The 18,661-nt window shown below is 61.0% G+C and carries 18 protein-coding genes and 3 tRNA genes; 13 read left to right on the top strand and 8 right to left on the bottom strand.

The genetic code is table 11. From position 1 onward, the window contains the following. Positions 1 to 5: 5 nt before the first annotated feature. Both Q5Y75_RS02810 and guaB read right to left on the bottom strand, forming a co-directional pair. Complete coding sequence (locus Q5Y75_RS02810; RefSeq protein WP_306194108.1) at positions 6 to 1,169, bottom strand: RsmB/NOP family class I SAM-dependent RNA methyltransferase; 1,164 nt, start codon at positions 1,167 to 1,169, stop codon at positions 6 to 8. Positions 1,170 to 1,193: 24 nt separating this feature from the next. Next, positions 1,194 to 2,642 (bottom strand): IMP dehydrogenase, encoded by a 1,449-nt coding sequence (gene guaB / locus Q5Y75_RS02805; RefSeq protein ID WP_306194106.1) that lies wholly within the window; start codon positions 2,640 to 2,642, stop codon positions 1,194 to 1,196. A gap of 218 nt (positions 2,643 to 2,860) precedes the next feature. On the opposite strand from guaB, the gene Q5Y75_RS02800 reads away from it, so the two are divergent. The 8 genes from Q5Y75_RS02800 to Q5Y75_RS02765 all read left to right on the top strand — a co-directional run bounded on the left by Q5Y75_RS02800 (position 2,861) and on the right by Q5Y75_RS02765 (position 8,323). Then, positions 2,861 to 4,906 (top strand): ASKHA domain-containing protein, encoded by a 2,046-nt coding sequence (locus Q5Y75_RS02800; RefSeq protein ID WP_306194103.1) that lies wholly within the window; start codon positions 2,861 to 2,863, stop codon positions 4,904 to 4,906. Further along, positions 4,903 to 5,331 (top strand): hypothetical protein, encoded by a 429-nt coding sequence (locus Q5Y75_RS02795; protein ID WP_306194101.1) that lies wholly within the window; start codon positions 4,903 to 4,905, stop codon positions 5,329 to 5,331. Before Q5Y75_RS02800 ends, Q5Y75_RS02795 begins: the two co-directional genes overlap by 4 nt. 18 nt (positions 5,332 to 5,349) lie before the next feature. Continuing rightward, positions 5,350 to 6,216: a class I SAM-dependent methyltransferase gene (locus Q5Y75_RS02790; RefSeq protein ID WP_306194099.1), complete on the top strand. Its 867-nt coding sequence runs from the start codon at positions 5,350 to 5,352 to the stop codon at positions 6,214 to 6,216. A 77-nt stretch (positions 6,217 to 6,293) separates the two neighbouring features. Further along, positions 6,294 to 6,367: transfer RNA gene (locus Q5Y75_RS02785), tRNA-Gly, on the top strand. A 91-nt stretch (positions 6,368 to 6,458) separates the two neighbouring features. Continuing rightward, positions 6,459 to 6,920, top strand: a complete 462-nt coding sequence (locus Q5Y75_RS02780; RefSeq protein WP_306194096.1) for a hypothetical protein — start codon at positions 6,459 to 6,461, stop codon at positions 6,918 to 6,920. A gap of 113 nt (positions 6,921 to 7,033) precedes the next feature. Next, a tRNA-Leu gene (locus Q5Y75_RS02775) sits at positions 7,034 to 7,119 on the top strand. A 423-nt stretch (positions 7,120 to 7,542) separates the two neighbouring features. Beyond that, a complete protein-coding gene (locus tag Q5Y75_RS02770; protein WP_306194093.1) occupies positions 7,543 to 7,821 on the top strand; it encodes a hypothetical protein in 279 nt (92 codons plus the stop codon). 175 nt (positions 7,822 to 7,996) lie between these two features. Beyond that, positions 7,997 to 8,323 (top strand): hypothetical protein, encoded by a 327-nt coding sequence (locus Q5Y75_RS02765; RefSeq protein WP_306194091.1) that lies wholly within the window; start codon positions 7,997 to 7,999, stop codon positions 8,321 to 8,323. A 109-nt stretch (positions 8,324 to 8,432) separates the two neighbouring features. Here Q5Y75_RS02765 and Q5Y75_RS02760 read toward each other — a convergent pair whose 3' ends face one another. Then, entirely contained in the window at positions 8,433 to 8,795 is a 363-nt protein-coding gene (locus tag Q5Y75_RS02760) for a hypothetical protein (protein ID WP_306194089.1), read from the bottom strand. A gap of 386 nt (positions 8,796 to 9,181) precedes the next feature. Here Q5Y75_RS02760 and Q5Y75_RS02755 point away from each other — a divergent pair, with 386 nt between their 5' ends. Continuing rightward, complete coding sequence (locus Q5Y75_RS02755; RefSeq protein ID WP_306194086.1) at positions 9,182 to 9,505, top strand: hypothetical protein; 324 nt, start codon at positions 9,182 to 9,184, stop codon at positions 9,503 to 9,505. A 332-nt stretch (positions 9,506 to 9,837) separates the two neighbouring features. Here Q5Y75_RS02755 and ocd read toward each other — a convergent pair whose 3' ends face one another. Genes ocd through rocF form a run of 3 tightly spaced genes read right to left on the bottom strand, consistent with a single transcriptional unit; the run spans position 9,838 to position 12,736 of the window. Then, entirely contained in the window at positions 9,838 to 10,890 is a 1,053-nt protein-coding gene (ocd, locus tag Q5Y75_RS02750; RefSeq protein WP_306194083.1) for an ornithine cyclodeaminase, read from the bottom strand. Further along, complete coding sequence (ctlX, locus tag Q5Y75_RS02745) at positions 10,887 to 11,816, bottom strand: citrulline utilization hydrolase CtlX (protein WP_306194080.1); 930 nt, start codon at positions 11,814 to 11,816, stop codon at positions 10,887 to 10,889. Before ctlX ends, ocd begins: the two co-directional genes overlap by 4 nt. After that, on the bottom strand, positions 11,813 to 12,736 hold the full coding sequence (gene rocF / locus Q5Y75_RS02740; protein WP_371933221.1) for an arginase: 924 nt from the start codon (positions 12,734 to 12,736) through the stop codon (positions 11,813 to 11,815). Before rocF ends, ctlX begins: the two co-directional genes overlap by 4 nt. A gap of 112 nt (positions 12,737 to 12,848) precedes the next feature. On the opposite strand from rocF, the gene Q5Y75_RS02735 reads away from it, so the two are divergent. Further along, the gene (locus Q5Y75_RS02735; protein ID WP_306194075.1) at positions 12,849 to 13,274 is read left to right on the top strand and encodes an Lrp/AsnC family transcriptional regulator; all 426 of its coding nucleotides are present in this window, start codon (positions 12,849 to 12,851) and stop codon (positions 13,272 to 13,274) included. Here Q5Y75_RS02735 and Q5Y75_RS02730 read toward each other — a convergent pair whose 3' ends face one another. Together Q5Y75_RS02730 and Q5Y75_RS02725 are read right to left on the bottom strand one after the other, a co-directional pair. Next, on the bottom strand, positions 13,275 to 13,748 hold the full coding sequence (locus tag Q5Y75_RS02730) for a disulfide bond formation protein B (RefSeq protein WP_306194072.1): 474 nt from the start codon (positions 13,746 to 13,748) through the stop codon (positions 13,275 to 13,277). Then, entirely contained in the window at positions 13,745 to 14,323 is a 579-nt protein-coding gene (locus tag Q5Y75_RS02725; protein WP_306194069.1) for a YqaA family protein, read from the bottom strand. Before Q5Y75_RS02725 ends, Q5Y75_RS02730 begins: the two co-directional genes overlap by 4 nt. 686 nt (positions 14,324 to 15,009) lie before the next feature. Here Q5Y75_RS02725 and Q5Y75_RS02720 point away from each other — a divergent pair. The 3 genes from Q5Y75_RS02720 to Q5Y75_RS02710 all read left to right on the top strand — a co-directional run bounded on the left by Q5Y75_RS02720 (position 15,010) and on the right by Q5Y75_RS02710 (position 18,397). Then, on the top strand, positions 15,010 to 17,112 hold the full coding sequence (locus Q5Y75_RS02720; RefSeq protein WP_306194068.1) for a coiled-coil domain-containing protein: 2,103 nt from the start codon (positions 15,010 to 15,012) through the stop codon (positions 17,110 to 17,112). Between the two features lie 30 nt (positions 17,113 to 17,142). Beyond that, the gene (locus Q5Y75_RS02715) at positions 17,143 to 18,192 is read left to right on the top strand and encodes a TAXI family TRAP transporter solute-binding subunit (protein WP_306194066.1); all 1,050 of its coding nucleotides are present in this window, start codon (positions 17,143 to 17,145) and stop codon (positions 18,190 to 18,192) included. Positions 18,193 to 18,320: 128 nt separating this feature from the next. Further along, a tRNA-Pro gene (locus tag Q5Y75_RS02710) sits at positions 18,321 to 18,397 on the top strand. Positions 18,398 to 18,661 lie beyond the last annotated feature (264 nt).

Here is an 18,661-nt window from a genome sequence, read left to right as displayed (position 1 = left end):
AATCACTACCGCGTCAAGTGTGCTGTGAAAAAACCGTCCCCGAGGTCGTTGACCGGCCAGACCCGGTCGAACACGCAGCGCCATGCGGAATGCCGGGCAATGAATTCCTGCACCTGTCGGGCGTTTTCGGCGCTCAGGACAGAACAGGTGGCATAGGCCAGCACTCCGCCCGCTGAGACAAGGCGCGAGGCGCGATCCAGAATTTCCGCCTGTATGCCGGTAAGCGCATCAAGGCGCTCCTGCGTCAGGGCCCATTTCCCAGCGGGGGAACGCCGCCACGCGCCGCTGCCGGAACAGGGCGCGTCGACCAGCACCAGATCGAACGGGCCTGCCTGCGCCAACGCGCCGGGATCAAGCAGCTTGATGCTGACACCTGCGCGCGCGGCGCGTTCGGGCAGGTCACGCATCCGGCGCGGGTCGATATCGCTGGCGCAAACCTGCACCCCTTTTGTGGCTGCAAGCGCCAGGGATTTGCCGCCGCCCCCGGCACAATAGTCCAGAACCCGCATTCCGCTCCGCAGCGGCAGCGCCGAGATGACCGCCTGGCTGGAGGCATCCTGAAGTTCAACCAGACCCTCGCGATAGGCCCTGCTTGCCGCAACCTTGCGCTCACCTTCAATGACACGAATCGCTGTGTCTACAGATGGATGCAGGTCACACTTAATGTCATCTTCCGACAATACGCGCACCGCGCCCTCACGCGTTGTCCGGGCCAGATTGGCGCGCAGCCAGACCGGGGCGCGGTGTTGGGATGCGATGGCGCCTTCCTCTGCCTGCGCCCCCAGGCTGGCGCTGAACGCGGGCCAGAGCCAGTCAGGCATGTCAAAGCGTTCCGCGGCGTTCACGGGAGCCCGCCCACCGGCGCGCTCCGCGTCGCTCAAAGGCTCGGGGCAATGACGTGCGCCGGTGAAAACAGTCTCAGGGTCAGTGCCCGAGTGCCGCAGCGCGCCCAGCATCAGCCCGCGCCCGGTTTCGGCCCCGCCAAGAGCGGCAAAAGAGCGTTTGCGGCGCAGCGCCTCGAACACGTGATCACGCACCACCGCGCGATCTCCTGAGCCTGCGAACCGGCTGCGTCGCGCCCACCCGGTCAGCGCCTGCTCGACCGGTTTGCCCGCCGCGATCTCGTCCAGCAGTTCGATCGCCGCCTGAATGCGGGCGGCAGGGATCATGAGGGCACGCCCGGCACGACCAGATCACATGACCCGATAATTCGGGCTCTCGCGGGTGATCTGCACATCATGCACGTGGCTTTCCTTGAGACCGGCGCCGGTGATCTTCACGAAACGGCAATTGCGGCGCATCTCGTCGACGGTGGCACAGCCGGTATAGCCCATCGCGGCGCGCAGCCCGCCCACCAATTGATGGATCACTGTTCCGGCGGCACCTTTATAGGGCACCTGACCCTCGATCCCTTCGGGCACCAGCTTGTCGCTGGCGGCGTCCTTCTGGAAATAGCGATCCGCCGAGCCGCGCGCCATCGCACCCATCGACCCCATTCCACGATAGCTTTTGAAGCTACGGCCTTGATAGAGAATGACTTCTCCGGGGCTTTCATCGGTGCCTGCGATCATCGATCCGACCATAGCGCAGGACGCCCCCGCCGCGATCGCCTTGGCGAAATCGCCCGAGAATTTGATACCGCCATCGGCGATCACCGGCGTGTCCCCGGCCGCCGCCGCGCAATCCATGATCGCGGTCAGCTGTGGCACGCCCACGCCCGCCACCATCCGCGTAGTGCAGATTGAGCCCGGCCCGATGCCCACCTTGACCGCATCCGCACCTGCATCGATCAGGGCACGGGTCGCCTCTGCGGTGGCCACGTTGCCCGCGACGATCTGCACATCGTTGGACAGGCGCTTGGCGCGCTGCACCGCCGCGATCACCCCTTCGGAATGGCCATGCGCGGTGTCGATCACCACGATATCGACGCCCGCATCGATCAGCGCTTCGGTCCGGTCAAAACCGGACTCGCCCACCGATGAGGCCGCCGCCACCCGCAGGCGGCCCAGCTGATCCTTGCAGGCGGTCGGGTTCAACACAGCCTGTTCGGTATCTTTCAGCGTCAGCAGACCGGTCAGCTTGCCGCCACCGTCCACCACCAGTAGCTTTTCGATCCGGCGCGCCTTCATCAGCGACTTGGCCTCTTCCAACTCGGCCGGTTCCTGCAGCATCGCCAGATTGTCCGAGGTCATCATGACGCTTACGGGCGTGCTGTCATCGCTGGCAAAGCGCATGTCGCGGTTGGTGACGATACCGACCACGCGGCCCGCATCATCGACCACCGGAAACCCTGTGACGCGATAGCGTTCCTGCAACGCCTTGGCATCGGCCAGAGTCTGATTAGCGGTCAGCGTGATCGGGTTGTAGACGATGCCGGATTCAAACCGCTTCACGCGGCGCACCTCGCGGGATTGCTCTTCGAGGTCGAGATTCTTGTGGATCACCCCGATGCCGCCCGCTTGCGCCATGGCGATGGCCATGCGCGCCTCGGTCACCGTATCCATCGCCGAGGACAGCAGCGGTATGTTCATGGTGATGCGATTGGTCACCCGCGTCGTGGTATCCGCCGTCGAGGGCAGCACCGACGAAGCCGCAGGTTCCAGAAGTACATCGTCAAAGGTAAACGCCTCACGAATCTGCATCGTCAATCCCCGTGCAATATCCCGTTTGGCGGTCACCCTATGACATGGATCGAAAGCGGGGGAAACCCCCGTTGATTGAGGGGCAGTCTTGGCGCTGAGCGTGGTGGTGATGTCGAAAACGACGCCGCAAGAACGCAACCTGCCGCTCACGGCTCTTTCCCTTTGGCACAGAACCCATATGGTGCTGCGCAAATGCACGATATCCAGGCAGATCACAGATGAGCACCGACCCTCTCGTTGTCTTCACCCCCTCCGGCAAACGCGGCAATTTCCCGGTCGGAACGCCAATTCTGACTGCGGCGCGGCAGTTGGGCGTGGACCTCGATTCGGTCTGTGGCGGGCGCGGCATCTGTTCGAAATGCCAGATCACCCCGTCGTATGGCGAGTTTCCCAAACATGGTGTCACCGTAAGTGAGGACGCGCTCAGCGAGTGGAACAAGGTCGAACAGCGTTACAAGGACAAGCGCGGGCTGATCGACGGGCGCAGGCTGGGCTGTCAGGCCACCGTTCAGGGTGACGTCGTGATCGATGTGCCGCCCGAAAGCCAGGTTCACCGCCAGGTCGTGCGCAAGGCGGCCACCGCCCGCACCATTACCATGGACCCGGCCACGCATCTCTATTTTGTCGAGGTGCAGGAACCCGACATGCACGAACCCACCGGTGATCTGGAACGGCTGGAACGCGCCCTGCACGAACAATGGGGGATCGAGCGTATCACCGCCGACCTCACCATCCTGTCGCGCCTGCAACCGGTGCTGCGCAAGGGCAAGTGGCAGGTCACGGTCGCCCTGCACAAATCCCACAAGGACAGCACCCACAAAGTGCTGGAAATCTGGCCCGGCCTGACCGAAGAGCGTATCTACGGGCTGGCCATCGACCTCGGCTCGACCACCATCGCCGCGCATCTGTGCGATCTGCGCAATGGCGAGGTCAAGGCATCGTCCGGCGTGATGAACCCGCAGATCCGCTTTGGCGAGGACCTGATGAGCCGGGTGTCCTACGCGATGATGAATCCCGGCGGCGATAAGGAGATGACCAACGCGGTGCGCGTCGCCATCAACGGGCTGACCGAATCCATCGCCACCGAGGCGGGCATCCGCCCCTTCCAGATCGTTGAGACGGTTTTTGTCTGCAACCCGGTCATGCACCACCTCCTGCTGGGCATCGATCCGGTCGAGTTGGGACAGGCGCCCTTTGCGCTCACCACCTCTGAGTCGCTGGAACTGAACGCCCGCGATCTGGATCTGACGGTGATGAACGAGAATGCGCAGGTCTATATTCTGCCCTGCATCGCGGGCCATGTCGGGGCCGATTGCGCCGCCGTTGCCTTGAGCGAGGAGCCCGGCAAATCCGAAGACCTCGTGCTCATCGTGGATGTGGGCACCAATGCCGAGATTCTGCTGGGCAATACCAGCCGCGTGCTGGCCTGTTCCTCGCCCACCGGCCCCGCCTTCGAGGGCGCGCAGATCAGCTCCGGCCAGCGCGCCGCGCCCGGCGCGATCGAACGGATCGAGATCAATCCCGAAACCAAGGAACCCCGCTTCCGCATCATCGGATCCGACCTGTGGTCCGACGAGGACGGGTTTGACGCCGCCATTGCGACCACGGGCATCACCGGCATCTGCGGGTCCGGCATTATCGAGGCGGTGGCCGAAATGCGCATGGCGGGGCTCTTGGATGAAAGCGGGCTGATCGGCTCGGCCGAGCAGACCGGGACCGCGCGCTGCGTGCCCGAGGGGCGCACCCATTCCTACCTGATCCACGATTCCAGCGCCGAGGGCGGCCCCCGCATCACCGTCACCCAGGGCGATATCCGCGCCATCCAACTGGCAAAATCCGCGCTTTATGCGGGCGCGCGTCTGCTGATGGATGAGATGGGCGTGGACCGGGTCGACCGGGTGGTGCTGGCCGGGGCCTTTGGCGCGCATATCTCGACCAAACACGCCATGGTTCTGGGCATGATCCCCGACGCACCGCTCGATAAGGTCACCAGCGCGGGCAACGCCGCCGGGACCGGCGCACGCATCGCGCTCTGCAACATCGCGGCGCGGGCTGAAATCGAACAGGTCGTGCGCCAGATCACCAAGGTCGAAACCGCGATCGAACCCAAGTTCCAGGAACACTTCGTCGCCGCCAACGCCATCCCGCACAAGACCGACCCCTTCCCCGATCTGGCCAAGGTGGTCACCCTGCCCGCCGTGGCCTTCAACACCGGCGGCAGTTACGCCGAGAGCGGAGGCCGCCGCCGCCGGAGACGCGGATGAAACCCTGCGCCGCTTTGCTCGCAGCCTCGCTGACCGCGACACCGCTTGCCGCGCAGCAAGTGATCGAGCAGGTCGAGGTGCCACAGGCGGTGCTGAACCTCTTTGCACAATCGGGCGCGATCATCGACACCGCCGTCGCTTGGACGCTGGACTGGAGTGACAGACCGCAGGACGAGTTGCTGGTGCAGCTGTCGCTGGCCTCACCGACCGGCGGCAATGCGGTGACGTTGCACCACCAGTTCGTGCATTTTGAAGCGAGCGGCCCGGTGCTCGGTCAGGAAGTGCTCATGCCCGGCGTTGGCCTGGAATCGCTCAATCTCTACGCCAATGGCGTGCTGTTGGTGGTCTATGAATACCTCGACACGGACGCACGCTGCTGCCCCTCGGGCCGCGCCCAGTTCTTTCTTGAAAAACCTGCGCAGTGACGGGCGGGATCGGTCGATATGAACGGAGACACCACGGACAGCCCCAATGCCGAACAACAGGAGTATTGGAGCGCCACACCCAGCGGACGCAAATGGCTGACCTATGAGGACCACCTTGACGCGGCCATGGCCCCGATCCTCGATCTGGTTGTGCAGCGGGCCAAGTTACAGCCCGGCGAGCGCGTCATCGATATCGGTTGCGGCACCGGCGCAAGCCTGCTCGCCGCCGCAGAGCGGGTGGGCCCAACCGGCGACGTGCTTGGCCTCGATATCGCAGAACCGTTTCTGGAACGCGCCGCCGCACGAGCGGCGCAGGCCGGGCTGGCCAATGTCTCGGTCCGGCAGGGCGATGCGCAGGTCGCGTCTTTCGACGGGCCACCCCGCGATGTCCTGATCTCGCGGTTCGGGATGATGTTCTTTGCCGACCCCCAAGCCGCCTTCGCCAATCTGTCCCGCGCCCTGCGACCCGGTGGCCGAATGTGTTTCGCCGCCTGGGGCGGGTTCTCAAGCAATCCCTGGTTTCGCCTGCCGTTTGAGGCGGCGGCGGACCGGCTCGGCACCCCGCCGCCCGCAGATCCCGACGCACCGGGTCCGATGGGATTTCAGAACGCCGAGCGTGTCACCGGACTGATGCGCGCTGCCGGCCTGCAGGATGTGCGCTGCGATAGTGTCGATGTTCTGATGACCCCGATGGGCCGCGTTGAAGATGTGGCGACCCAATGTCTGCGCGTCGGCCCCGCCGCACGCCTGATGCGCTTCTTTGAGGGAAACCAGGAGGATGCCGCCGAAATCGAGCAGGATATTACCCGGCGCCTGCACGAGATGATCACCTCGGACGGCCTGCGCATCCCGGCGCAGATCAACCTTTTTGAGGCTCGCGTCTAAACCCGCCCCCTTCCGAATCGCCCTACTCTCAATCCGCTTGACGCCATGGCAGCGACTGGCTATCCCAAGGCACCGGCGCGGGTATGGTGAAAAGGTATCACGGCAGCTTCCCAAGCTTTAATTACGGGTTCGATTCCCGTTACCCGCTCCAGAAATCTTCGGCACCACCGGCAATCGCAACCATTGCCAAGACAGCATCCCTTCCCTAACCTTTCAACCATAGGTAGGAAGGGCCAGGTGTGATGAAGAAACTTTGGGTTTTGGCTTTTTCGGTTCTGTCGGCCTGTCAGGTTGCTACCGGAGCGCAGTATTCCGGCGGATCGGGCGCAGGGGTTGCAGTCTCAACCAATACCGGCGCCGCTTTTTCCACCCCATACGGAACACGCGTCTATCAGGTCGACGCGAATATCTTCGAAGTTGTCCCCTACCCGCTTGCCGGTCGTGACGAGTACTGGTGTGGTGCTTCAGACTATGCCCGCCGTCGACTGGGCGCCGCGTGGTCACAACAGATTTATATGGCCAGCAAGACTGTCCGCAGCGCAGCAGCTGGAGGTCGCACAGCTGTTCAGTTCACGCTCAATCCTCAGGCCATTGGTCTCGAACCCGTGGATGTGAACGTCAGAACCGGATTGATCATCGGCGACCACATGACAGTCCAACGGGCCAACGGATTCTGCCAACCTTTCCCGCCGCTGTTCTTCTGACGGGTCGTGGCGCTCTTGCAGTAATTCCTTGCAAGCTTTTTGGGGAAAACTGTCCACCCACCTCGAATTGCCGCTGGACCTTCCCCAAAAGCGGCGTTAGGTCATTTCGAGTGGCCCAAGTGGCGGAATGGTAGACGCAGGGGATTCAAAATCCCCCGCCTTCACGGGCGTGTGAGTTCGAGTCTCACCTTGGGCACCACAATAGAACCTTGATAGCTATAAATGCCTAAAAATAAGGGTTCTGGGCTTATATCCTGACACACATTTAGACACGCAATCGAGACACAAGCATGAGTCTTACCGTGGAATTGAACCATCTCGACCGGCGACCAAACGGGGCTTTGCTGTTCCGGCGAAGATTCCCTCAGGACTGCCAAAAGCAGATCGGTAGTACGCACCTACGGTTAACCTTGAAGAACCGTGCAGGCGCGAAATTACAAATCGAGCATGAAGCAGTTTTGCGTCAGGTTCGACTGAATGGTGGCCGAAGCTCGAAAGAAGCTGAATGGTATTGACGACCGCAACCCAGTTACGACGTGGCAAGAGACTGTGCTGGAAGCTGAGGGCATGCTAGAGGGCGTCACAGGTTTAGATGAAACCGAGGCGCGCTGGATGATTGGTCATGACCTTGCGCCTGGCGTGGCGTTTGATGGCAGGCACCTCCGCGCATGCAAAAGAAGTCTCCGTCATTGAATTGCAAGACTTGAACCTCGAGAAAGAAGTCATTGAAATCAGAGCGAATAGCATTCGTGATACACTCAAGACCGACGCTCGAGACCGCGCCATTCCACTTGTTGGGGACGCGCCAGACGCGGCCAAGGAGATTGTTGAGAGCATGAAGGGAAGCTCTGTGATTGAGGTGCTGTATCGGCCACCACGGACGTGCAGCCGTTATCATTGAGCTAAGATACGCAGAGCAGGACTAGTCGGACTTTCGCCAATCGCCGGGATAGGTTTTTTCAGATTTCTTAACAGTTAGTCCATCAGCGGCGCAGATTGCTCACCTAGCTTTGAACAATAAGGCCGGTTGCGCTGGATAAATCTCGGCATCGGCACAATCAGAGAGGAAAGTTCAGATGAGCGACAAACATCAAAAAAGCAGCGACCAGCTTGCAGCGATTTATGAACGTGCCTGGACTGACAAAGCCTTCAACGCCCGCCTTGAGCGCAACCCAAAGGCGGCGATTGAGGAAATTGTCGGAAAACTGCCCCAGAACATGGAGTTCAAGGTGGTGCGAGACACGACGTATACAAAGTACCTCAGCATTCCCGCCGCGCCAGCGGAGGGCGAGGTCTCTGATGAAGACCTGGTGGGTGCTAACGGAGGATCGCTCTCTTGGGTTATGGCAAGCGTAATGCTGACGACAGCAGTGGTCGCAGTCTCCGTTAATGTTCCAGACTGATTTGCGGGGCGAGTAGGATTTTGGCTTCCAAGCCTTCTATTAACCTAGAATCGCAGCCCTTGGAGCGTCATGCAGCAAGCGCTCAAAGCGCAGCTTGGATGCCAAGCTCCTACCCCCGCGCCACCACCAAAGGCGGATCGTCTGGGAAAGACCGGATATCGAACCACTTGAAGCACGTTCCGTCCGGGGTCCGCTTGTCCCCCATGCGAATGAAACTGCCATTGGCCCCGTGACGGATCAGAGCGGCCCTGAATGCCCGCAGGTCTATCAGCCACCAGTTTTGCAGCGATAGCCCGTCAATGCCCGCATGGCCGTAGAACATCCAGTCGCCGTACCCGTTCACTATCTTGGATAGCTCTGCCTCTGCGCCTGATGGCACCTGCGCGCGAAAGTTGAATTGGTTGGGGTAGAGCATCGAGTAACCGGGGCGACGGACGCGGGCTGCAACGCGCATGCCCTTGGCGTCCAGCATATGCGCCGCGCGGGAGAAACCCCGCTTGAGACGCTGCTAGGCCCATAGCGCTAGCAGCGGGTGCTGCACCCCGGATGAGCAGACCGGTAAGAAAGGCTCATGCCGCCGGAACACGCGAAAATTCGTGCCTGCTGAGCATTGCGGTTCAGAACAGGCCGCTTAACCCTCACGGCCCGGAATTTGACCGGTTCTGAAAGGCTCGCAGCGCCACACCTTTTGAGGGCGACCCCGGTCTGCGCCGCAAGCGCCCGCAACGTCGGGATCAGAACTTTAGCTTTCTTAACCAACGCTTCATCAGCGACGCAGCTTGCCAGCCTAACCTAGCACCAGAAAGCTGATTGCTCGGTGCACATCCCGGCACAGCATTATCCGAGAGGAAAGTACAGATGACTGACATGCATCAGAAAGGCAGCGATAAACTCGCCGCGATTTATGAACGTGCCTGGAGCGACAAAGCCTTCAGCACCCGCCTTGAGAGCAACACAAGGGCGGCGATTGAGGAAGTCGTCGGAGAACTGCCCCAGGACATGGAGCTCAAGGTGGTGCGGGACACGGCGGGTACGAAGTACCTGCACATCCCGGCAGCACCCAAACAGGGTGAGATTTCCGACCAGGATTTAATGGAGGCTCAAGGAGGAACATCGCCCATTTGTGCGTCAGTTTGGATGACTATTACGCTTGCTTCGGTAATACCCCCGACTACGGTGTAACACTGTCCTCCGACCGCTGTCGGCATTTGGGATGTAACTCTATGACCGAATGTAAAAACCGGCAGCGGGATAAGACCTGTATCGCGCGCGTATTGGTCACAGATTGGCCGTCCGGCACTTACGATATGCTGCCAACGTCATCCGGTTGCGCTCGTGAAGCTCTGGCAGTTCGTCCCGCCATCCCGAATACAGGTTCTCGGCGATATGTCGGCAGCGTCAATTGCGTGGGCGTGCAATATCCAGATCGCGGCCAGCATGCGGTGCGCCCTGCTTCGGGCATGACGATCAAAGGCTCAACCGGATCGGAGGCTGGCCTCCGATCCGTTTCTGTTTCAGGTCTTGTCAGGTGCCGCCCTTTGCAGCATTCCGAACAGATCGCGCGGGTCGTCGGGGTCGGCGAGCAGGTCGAGCGCGTGATAAAGCCCGGTCGCCTCCAACTGGTCGCGCACATAGCGCAGGGCTGAGAAATCCTCGATAGCGAAGCCGACGCTGTCGAAGAGCGTGATCTGCCGGTCTGAGGTGCGGCCCGGGGCCTTGCCGGTGATCACCTGCCACAGTTCCGTGACGGGATGATCCTCAGGCAATTGCTGGATTTCGCCCTCGATCCGCGTTTGGGGCGGGTATTCCACGAAGATGTCGGAGCGCTGCAGGATGCCTGCGGCCAGTTCGGTCTTGCCCGGACAATCGCCGCCGATTGCATTGATATGGACGCCGCTGCCGACCATGTTGTCGCTCAGGATCGTGGCATATTGCTTGTCGGCGGTGCAGCTGGTCAGGATCTGTGCGCCCTCGATAGCCTCTTCGGGCGTTTTGCACCTCACCACTTCGATGCCTTGTGACGCGAGGTTCGCCGCACACTTTTCGGTCGCGGCGGGGTCAACATCATAGAGTCGGACGGTTTTCAGCCCGCAGATCGCTTTCATCGCCAAAGTCTGAAACTCCGATTGCGCGCCATTGCCGATCATCGCCATGGTATCCGAACCCTTGGGCGCTAGATGTTTCGCAACCATGGCCGAGGTGGCAGCCGTGCGCAAAGCGGTGAGCATGGTCATCTCGCTCAGCAGCATCGGATAGCCGGTTTCGACATTTGCCAGCAGGCCAAAGGCGGTGACGGTCTGCAACCCTTCCTTGGTGTTCTTTGGGTGGCCGTTGACGTATTTGAACCCGTACATCTCGCCGTCGGATGTCGGCATCAGTTCGATCACGCCGACCTCGGAATGGCTGGCGACGCGCGGGGTTTTGTCAAACAGCTCCCAGCGGCGGAAATCATCCTCGATATACTCGGCAATGCCGGACATCATCTCTTCCACGCCGATATGGTGGATGAGTTGCATCATGTGATCGACGGAGACGAAGGGCACGAGCGCCTTGTCGGAGGGTTTCATCGGTCGGTCCTTTCGGGGCGGCGGGTCAGGTGGATGCCGGCAAGCATGCAGCGCACCGATCCTCCCGCGGTTTCGATTGTGGGGATGGTGAGCGGCAGCGGCCTGGCCGAACGCTCGATAATGGCCAGTTGGTCGGGACGCAGCGCCTCATAGGCGCGGGCAGACAGCGCCAGCAGGCGCTCGGTTCCGGTCAACTCGATGGCGTTTCCGGCGAAATCTGCGATCTGGTCATGGGTCAGGTCGATCACCGTGCGCCCGTTCTCGGACAGTCGCTCGGCCACGGTGCGGCGACGTTCGGGATCGGGGATCATGTCAAGGCAGATCAGCGCATAGTCGGTGCCAATCCCCATCAGCACATTGGTGTGATAGATCGCGGTGCCCTGCGCGTCGGTCGCATCAAAGCTGATCGGCTCATAGTTGAAATGTGCGCAGAACCGTTCCAGCAGCACCGGATCGGCGCGGTTGGATTTCGTCACATAGGCGATGCGCCCGATATGGTCGAGCACCATGGCCCCGGTGCCTTCCAGCGCCAGCCCGTCCTGTTCCAACCCGCTGTAATCGATCACGTCCGAGACGCGGTAGTCGCGCTTGAGCATCTCGATCACGTCGCTGCGCCGTTCGCGGCGGCGGTTTTCGGCATACATCGGATACAGCGCGACATGCCCACCGGTATGGGTGGAAAACCAGTTATTCGGAAACACGCTGTCAGGCGTGTCGCTGTCACCGAAATCGTCAAACGCATGCACTGTCACACCGGCTGCGCTCAGGGTCTCGGCGGCGGCGTCGAACTCGGCCCGGGCGCGGACCGAAACGTCATCGACCTGAGCCTGCGTCTGAAAGGCGTTGTCGGCGCTGGTTTCGGGGTTCGGGTGAAAAGCATGCGGTCGGATCATCACGACCGAAGACGGGGCCTGTATGATGCTCACGAGAAGCTCCTTGTGGGGCGGTCAAAGACGCGGCGGCCAAGCGCCGAGGCGGTCAGATCCACCATCAGATGCGCGGTGCGCCCGCGCTCGTCCAGAAACGGGTTCAGTTCGACCAGATCGAGCGAGGTCATCAACCCGCTATCATTGATCATCTCCATCACCAGATGCCCCTCGCGCATGGTGGCCCCGCCCGGCACGGTGGTGCCGACTGCGGGCGCGATGGAGGGGTCGAGGAAATCCACGTCAAGCGAGACATGCAGCATCCCGTTCTGGCTGGCCACATGCTCCAGGAAGACAGAGAGCGGGCGGGCGATGCCATGCTCGTCGATCTGGCGCATGTCGTGAAAGCGGATGTTGGAGTTCTGCAGTGCCTCGCGTTCCGCCGTATCGACCGAGCGCAGACCGATGATGCAGATATTCTCTTCCGGCACCGGGTTGGTGATCACCGGAAAGCCGGTGAACCCGCCCCGCCCGGTCACATAGCCCAGCGGCGTGCCGTGCAGGTTGCCGGAGGGGCTGGTTTCGGGCGTGTGAAAATCGCTGTGGGCATCCAGCCAGAGTACAAAAAGCGGGCGGTCGACCGAGGCTGCATGGTTCGCCATGCCGGCCACGCTTCCCAGCGCAAGCGCATGATCGCCGCCCAGAAAGATCGGCAGCCCGCGCTGCGCTGCCTCTTGCCCGGCGCGGATCAGCCGGTGGGTCCAGCCGATGGTCCGGTTGGGCTGGTGCAGAATGGTATCGCCGGGCTCTGCCGCATGTGAGGCCGGGGTCAGGTTGCCCATATCCTCAACGCTGTGGCCAAGATCGCTCAGCGCCTCGGCCAGCCCTGCGGTGCGATAAGAATCGGGACCCATCAAACAGCCCGTGCGCCGCTTGCCACTATCGACCGGAGCGCCGATCAGAATGCATTTCCTGGACATCTTCATTTGCCTGTCTTTGGAGGTCTCACTCCAAAATCTGTCCAAAACGAGTTGCGATCTAGTTGAAATTTTGATCATTTAGAAGGCAATCTGATCAATATGGAAATTTACCATGGACAAAACGGACGAGCGCCTGGTCTCTGCTCTACGTCATGACGCGCGGGCGTCTCTGTCCGATCTGGCGCTCCAGCTCAGCCTGTCGCGCACCACGGTCCGTGCCCGGATCGAACGGCTGATCCAGCGCGGTGATATCCTGGGCTTTTCGGTGGTGTTGAAAGAAGACACGCTGCAAGACCCGGTGCGCGGGCTGATGATGATCGGGATCGAGGGGCGCGGCGCGCAGCGGATCACCCGCCAGCTTCAGGGGCTGACCGAGGTGCGCGCCATCCATTCCACCAACGGACGCTGGGATCTGATTGTCGAGCTTGGCACCGAAACGCTGGAAGAACTGGACCGGGCGCTGGCCCGGATACGGAGTTTCGAAGGGGTGCAGACCAGTGAAACCAGCCTGCTGCTGTCGACGAAAAAGACGACCTGATCAGCTGCGTCCGGCGCGGGCGGCCGAGATCCAGACGAATATCTGGAACAGGGCAAACAACGCATTCCAGTTCGCCATGGTCAGGCCAAAAAGGAATGGCTGCAACGTATCGCACATTACCAGCGGCGCCAGATCGGCGCCTCCGGGCAGTAGCGCGTCGCCGCTCATCGCACCCAAACCGTCCCCGCTCCCGCTGCAACTGGCGGGACCGTCCCACCACTTACGCTCGACGCCGGAGTGAAAGATCGCGATGCCACCCGTGGTGGCCGAGGCGGCCGCCCCCAGCAGCGGAAAGACCGGACCCTGTATGGCCAGCGCACAAAGCCCCGCGACGATTGCGGCAAAATGCGGCCAGCGCTGCCACAGGCACATGGCACAGGGCTCCCACCCGAAGAACTCGGCGACATAGGCTCCGACAAGCAGGGCGGTCGAGGTGGCCGTGGCGGTCAGAACCAGCCTGTTTCGACGTGTCACAGGAACCTCACAAGCACAAAGCCACCAATCAGCAGCAGCACAAACAATGTGAACATGAGGCCAAGGCGCTTTTCGATGAAATCGCGAATGGGTTCGCCAAATTTCCACAAGAGCCCGGCCACGACAAAGAACCGGATGCCACGCGCCAGGATCGACGTGGCGATGAAGGTGCCCAGCGGCATACCGGTCCAGCCCGACATGATGGTGATGACCTTGTAGGGGAACGGGGTAATCCCTGCGGTCAGCACCGCCCAGAATCCGAAATCGTTGAAGCGGGTGTTGAACTCTTCCATCGCCTGCGCCTTGCCCATGGCGGCGAGAACCGGGTGGCCGATGGTGTCATAAAAGAACGCACCGATCGCGTATCCCAAAAGCCCGCCCAGCACAGAGGACACCAGCGCAACCGTCGCGATCAGGAAGGCGCGTGATGGCGTGGCGAGTATCATCGGGATCATCAGCACATCCGGCGGGATCGGAAAGACTGAGCTTTCCACAAATGACACCGCCGCCAGCGCCCAAAGTGCGTGCGGGTGTTCGGCAAGACGCATGGTCCAGTCATAGAGTTTTTTCAGCATCGTATTGATATGCTCACTGCCTCGTGGTCGGGCCCGGCAAAGCACGACACGCGGGTCAGGTCAACCGCTGGGGGCCAAATGGCCGAACCGCTGGGACGAAGTGTCCGGAGACTTTTCGCGTGTCGAACCTGGGAATATGGCAGGGATATATCAAATCAAACTGGCGCATGAGGAACCCGTTGGAAACCGATGCAGCTGTCTATCTTCGCGCGCGCATGCGGCCTTTCTTCGTCGGTCGATGCGCCGTCCGATGGTCAACCAGAACCAAAACCATAGGCCGCGATCAAATATTGCCCTGCCCCGCCCGCATTCAAATCTTTTTTTCAAGAGACAATAGTGCTAGGATAATATTATTGTTTTGTTTTTTTGTGTTCTAAGGTCAGGTTTTGATGTCTTTGCTTATCCGTCGTGTCGCGTTGGCATCCTTTTTTATTTCGTTTGGTTGGGCACAGCCAACCATCGCGCAGAGCTCGGGCAGCGAGAATGCGCCATTGTTAGGTGCAGACCAATCCGATGTCCTCTCCTATAAGGTGTCGTCGTTCAAAAGTATCATCGCAGGGCTCGAAGATGACGCCAGGATGGCGGAGAACATGCTGGCAGCCACCCGTTCTCAACTCAAGACAGCGCTTGCAGAAGTCGGCCAGCTTGCCAGGAAGATAGACGACCTCCGGAGCACGGAGGCAGACATGAATGCGCGCGTAGATGCTGCCCGTGAAGAGCTTCAGAAGCTGAAGTCTGAGCGCTCGGCGATACAGGCTGACCTTTCGGTGGTGAAGGACAATGCGGGCCCGGATCTTGAAGCGCTGGCGGAACGTCGCGATCAAATGATCAAAGAGACCGAAGCGGCCGAGACCAACCTCGCTGCTCTGAGCGCTGAGATCGACCAACTACGCCAGTCCCGCAGCGCGTTGCAGCACCAAATCGCCGAAGCCGAAGAGGCACGCGCGGCGGCAGAACAGCAGATACAGCAGGTGGCGGCGACACAGGCCGACATTCAGTCCGCGCTGAGCGAGAAAGACTCGGTCTTAGTTCAGACCGAAGAAGCCAAGGCCGACCTCGCTGCACTCAGCACCGAGATCGACCAACTGCGCCAGTCCCGCAGCGAATTGCAGAGCCAGATCGCCGAAGCCGAAGAGGCACGCACGGCGGCGGAATTCCAGGAGCAGCAGGTGGCGGTGGTACGGGGCGACATTCAATCCGCACTGACCGAGAAAGATACGGTCATCGCCCAGACCGAAGAAGCCAAGACCGATCTGGCCGCGCTTAGCACCGAGATCGACCAACTGCGCCAGTCCCGTAGCGATCTGCAGGCCCAGATCGCAGAGGGCGAAGAGACACGAGCGGCGGCGGAACAGCAGGCGCAGGCCGAAATTGAGTCCGCGCTGACCGAGAAAGACGCGGTCGTAGCCCAGACCGAAGAAGCCAAGACCGACCTGGCCGCGCTGAGCACCGAGATCGACCAACTACGCCAGACCCGCAGCGAGCTGCAGGCCCAAATCGCCCAGGCCGAAGAGGCGCGCGCGACAGCGGAACAACAGGCGCAGCAGGTGGCGGCGGCGCAGGCTGACATTCAATCCGCACTGACCGAGAAAGACACCTTGATAGCCCAGACCGAAGAAGCCAAATCCGACCTCGCCGCGCTGAGCATCGAGATCGACCAACTGCGCCAGACCCGCAGTGAGTTGCAGAGCCAGATCGCCGAGGCCGAAGAAGCGCGCGCAGCAGCAGACCAGCAGGCGCAGCAGGTGGCGGCGACACAGGCCGACATCAGGGCCGCTCTGACCGAAAAAGACACCGTGATAGCCCAGACCGAAGAAGCTAAGGCCGACTTGACCGCGCTGAGCACCGAGATCGACCAACTGCGACAGTCCCGCAGCGAGCTGCAGGCCCAAATCGCAGAGGCCGAAGAAGCGCGCGCGGCTGCGGAACAGCAGGCGCAGGAGCTGGCGGCGACGCAGGCCGATATTCAGTCCGCGCTGACCGAGAAAAACGCGGTCTTAGCGCAGACCGAAGAGACCGAAGCCGATCTGGCCGCTCTGAGCACCGAAATCGACCAGCTGCGCCTATCCCGCAGCGAACTGCAGGCTCAGATCGCCGAGGCCGAAGAGGCGCATTCGGCGGCGGAACAGCAGGCTCGGCAGGTGGCGGCGACGCAGGCTGACATTCAATCCGCGCTGACTGAAAAAGACACCGTGGTAGCCCAGACCGACGAAGCCAAATCCGACCTCGCCGCGCTGAGCACCGAGATCGACCAACTGCGTCAGTCCCGCAGCGAGCTGCAGGCCCAGATCGCAGAGGCCGAAGAAGCGCGCGCGGCGACAGAACAGCAAGCGCAGGAAATGGCGGCGAAACGCGATGCGATTGCGGCACAGCAGCAGGCCAAACAAGCCGAAATCCAGTCCACGCTGGCCGAGCTGGCCAGTTTGGAAGCGAGTACAGCAGATCTCAGATCGCAACTCGACGCGCTTCGCTCCGAGCGGCAAGAGACACAGGCGGCTATCGATGTCTCAAGAGCCGCGCCGGAGCCCGCTCAGGCCGCGATCCAGGTGGCGCCGACCCAAGACCAGACCAGATCGCTGCGGCGCCGGGCAGCACCCTTGCAGCCTGCTGATGTCAGCCGGGCGATAGCAGCAGCGCCGGGGTTGGGCGGGACGACGGCCCAAAAACGCGGTGAGCTGCAACAGCTCCTGGTGGAAGGCGTCTGCGCGCATGACGCCCTGATCACCGTTTTCACCTCGATCAACCGTCAGACGCTCGCCTCACTGGTGCGCGATCTTGGGCGTTGCTGAGATAATCAATATCAAGGGACAGGAAGAAAGATGACGAATTTTGCGACACGATCACTGCAACTGTTGGGCACTGTTCTGGCCGTGTGCTTTGGCTCCACCAGCATGGAGGCACAGGAATTCGAGAAGAACATTCTGACCGGCGGCCCGACCGGCACCTATATTCAGATTGGTCGCGATATCTCGAATCTGATGGCGGGCTGCGGACAGACATTGACCGTCAATGAAAGCGCCGGTTCCCTGGAAAACTTTCTGGGTGTGCGCAAGCGCCGGGCGACGCAATTCGGGATCGTGCAAAGCGACGTTCTTGAATATCTGAAGACCTATTCCGCAAACGACCCGGACATTGCCCGCGCGATTGCCGGCGTAAGGATCGCCTTCCCGCTTTATAACGAGGAGGTGCATATTCTGGCCTCCAAAGATATCGGATCGGTCGCTGATCTGAGCGGCAAGCGCGTCGCCGTGGGTGTTGCCGATAGCGGCACGTTCCTGACGGCATCTTTGCTGCTTGATCTGGTCGGCGTCCAGCCCGGGGAAACGCTGACAATTGGACCCGACGAGTCGATGGCACGTCTGAAAAGCGGTGAGATCGATGCGTTCTTCTACGTTGCCGGGGCGCCAGCGCGCTTGTTTGCAGAGGCGGATCTGGACGCTTCAACGTATCACCTGCTGCCCATTGTCGACCCGGTCTTGCAGGCGGTCTACACTCCGGTGCAGATCCCTTCGGGGACCTATGGTTTCGTCTCTGACCCGCTTGATACCGTCGCGGTAAAGGCGGTGCTGATGACGTATGAATATGACAGGCGCAAGAACAACTATCACCGGCTCAGCTGTGATGCGGTGGCGGATGTGTCGAACCTGATCCTGACCCAGTTTTCAGCATTGCAGCAGATTGGCCACCCCAAATGGGGCCAGGTTGACCTGAACGAACTGCCACCGGGATGGGATATCGGGTCATGCGTCAACCGGGGACTTGATGTGAACTACATCCCCAATTGCCAACAGGAGCCCGCGGCATCCGTTCCCGATAGCGCTGCCAACGCAGCTTATCGCCAACGAATCTGCGCCGCGATCGGCTGCTAAACTGATTGCTGGCGGAATCGGGTAATCCTCAGCGCAGGACGCAAACCGGGTAAAATGAAGCTGTGGCAGAAACGGGTGCTTTTAGGGCTTTTCAAACCCGTTTCGCATCGCTAGGTAGGCGCACGGTCCGGGGCGTGGCGCAGTCTGGTAGCGCACCTGTTTTGGGTACAGGGGGTCGTGAGTTCGAATCTCGCCGCCCCGACCACTTTTCACACTCATGTATTGTGATCTTTCTTTTTGGATGCTTTCCAATTGGCATCCAGACCCTGCGGGGCGCTGGGTGGTGCTTGCATGTGGCGGCGCAGATCAACAAATCGCCGGAATATCTTGAGAACATGTGTAAAAAGCAAGGTGGTGTGGCGGGATGTCAGAGGGGAAGACATGACCCTGCTCGTCGTCAGAATCCCGAGGGAAGTCACAAATGGGATACGAAACCCCGCCAAGACCTGTCACCAAACCATACAACCAG

The sequence above is a fragment of the Ruegeria discodermiae genome (assembly GCF_030758345.1).
Lineage (GTDB): Bacteria > Pseudomonadota > Alphaproteobacteria > Rhodobacterales > Rhodobacteraceae > Ruegeria_C.
This window is presented reverse-complemented; position numbering and strand designations above follow the sequence as displayed.

Coding starts and splice junctions, on each gene's coding strand:
- Q5Y75_RS02765 (WP_306194091.1), top strand. CDS start 7,997: ATGAGCGACAAACATCAAAAAAGCAGCGACCAGCTTGCAGCGATTTAT.
- Q5Y75_RS02780 (WP_306194096.1), top strand. CDS start 6,459: ATGAAGAAACTTTGGGTTTTGGCTTTTTCGGTTCTGTCGGCCTGTCAG.
- Q5Y75_RS02735 (WP_306194075.1), top strand. CDS start 12,849: ATGGACAAAACGGACGAGCGCCTGGTCTCTGCTCTACGTCATGACGCG.
- guaB (WP_306194106.1), bottom strand. CDS start 2,642: ATGCAGATTCGTGAGGCGTTTACCTTTGACGATGTACTTCTGGAACCT.
- rocF (WP_371933221.1), bottom strand. CDS start 12,736: ATGTCCAGGAAATGCATTCTGATCGGCGCTCCGGTCGATAGTGGCAAG.
- Q5Y75_RS02770 (WP_306194093.1), top strand. CDS start 7,543: ATGACCTTGCGCCTGGCGTGGCGTTTGATGGCAGGCACCTCCGCGCAT.
- Q5Y75_RS02720 (WP_306194068.1), top strand. CDS start 15,010: ATGAATGCGCGCGTAGATGCTGCCCGTGAAGAGCTTCAGAAGCTGAAG.
- Q5Y75_RS02800 (WP_306194103.1), top strand. CDS start 2,861: ATGAGCACCGACCCTCTCGTTGTCTTCACCCCCTCCGGCAAACGCGGC.
- Q5Y75_RS02725 (WP_306194069.1), bottom strand. CDS start 14,323: ATGCTGAAAAAACTCTATGACTGGACCATGCGTCTTGCCGAACACCCG.
- Q5Y75_RS02755 (WP_306194086.1), top strand. CDS start 9,182: ATGACTGACATGCATCAGAAAGGCAGCGATAAACTCGCCGCGATTTAT.
- Q5Y75_RS02790 (WP_306194099.1), top strand. CDS start 5,350: ATGAACGGAGACACCACGGACAGCCCCAATGCCGAACAACAGGAGTAT.
- Q5Y75_RS02810 (WP_306194108.1), bottom strand. CDS start 1,169: ATGATCCCTGCCGCCCGCATTCAGGCGGCGATCGAACTGCTGGACGAG.
- Q5Y75_RS02715 (WP_306194066.1), top strand. CDS start 17,143: ATGACGAATTTTGCGACACGATCACTGCAACTGTTGGGCACTGTTCTG.
- Q5Y75_RS02760 (WP_306194089.1), bottom strand. CDS start 8,795: ATGCTGGACGCCAAGGGCATGCGCGTTGCAGCCCGCGTCCGTCGCCCC.
- ocd (WP_306194083.1), bottom strand. CDS start 10,890: ATGAAACCCTCCGACAAGGCGCTCGTGCCCTTCGTCTCCGTCGATCAC.
- Q5Y75_RS02795 (WP_306194101.1), top strand. CDS start 4,903: ATGAAACCCTGCGCCGCTTTGCTCGCAGCCTCGCTGACCGCGACACCG.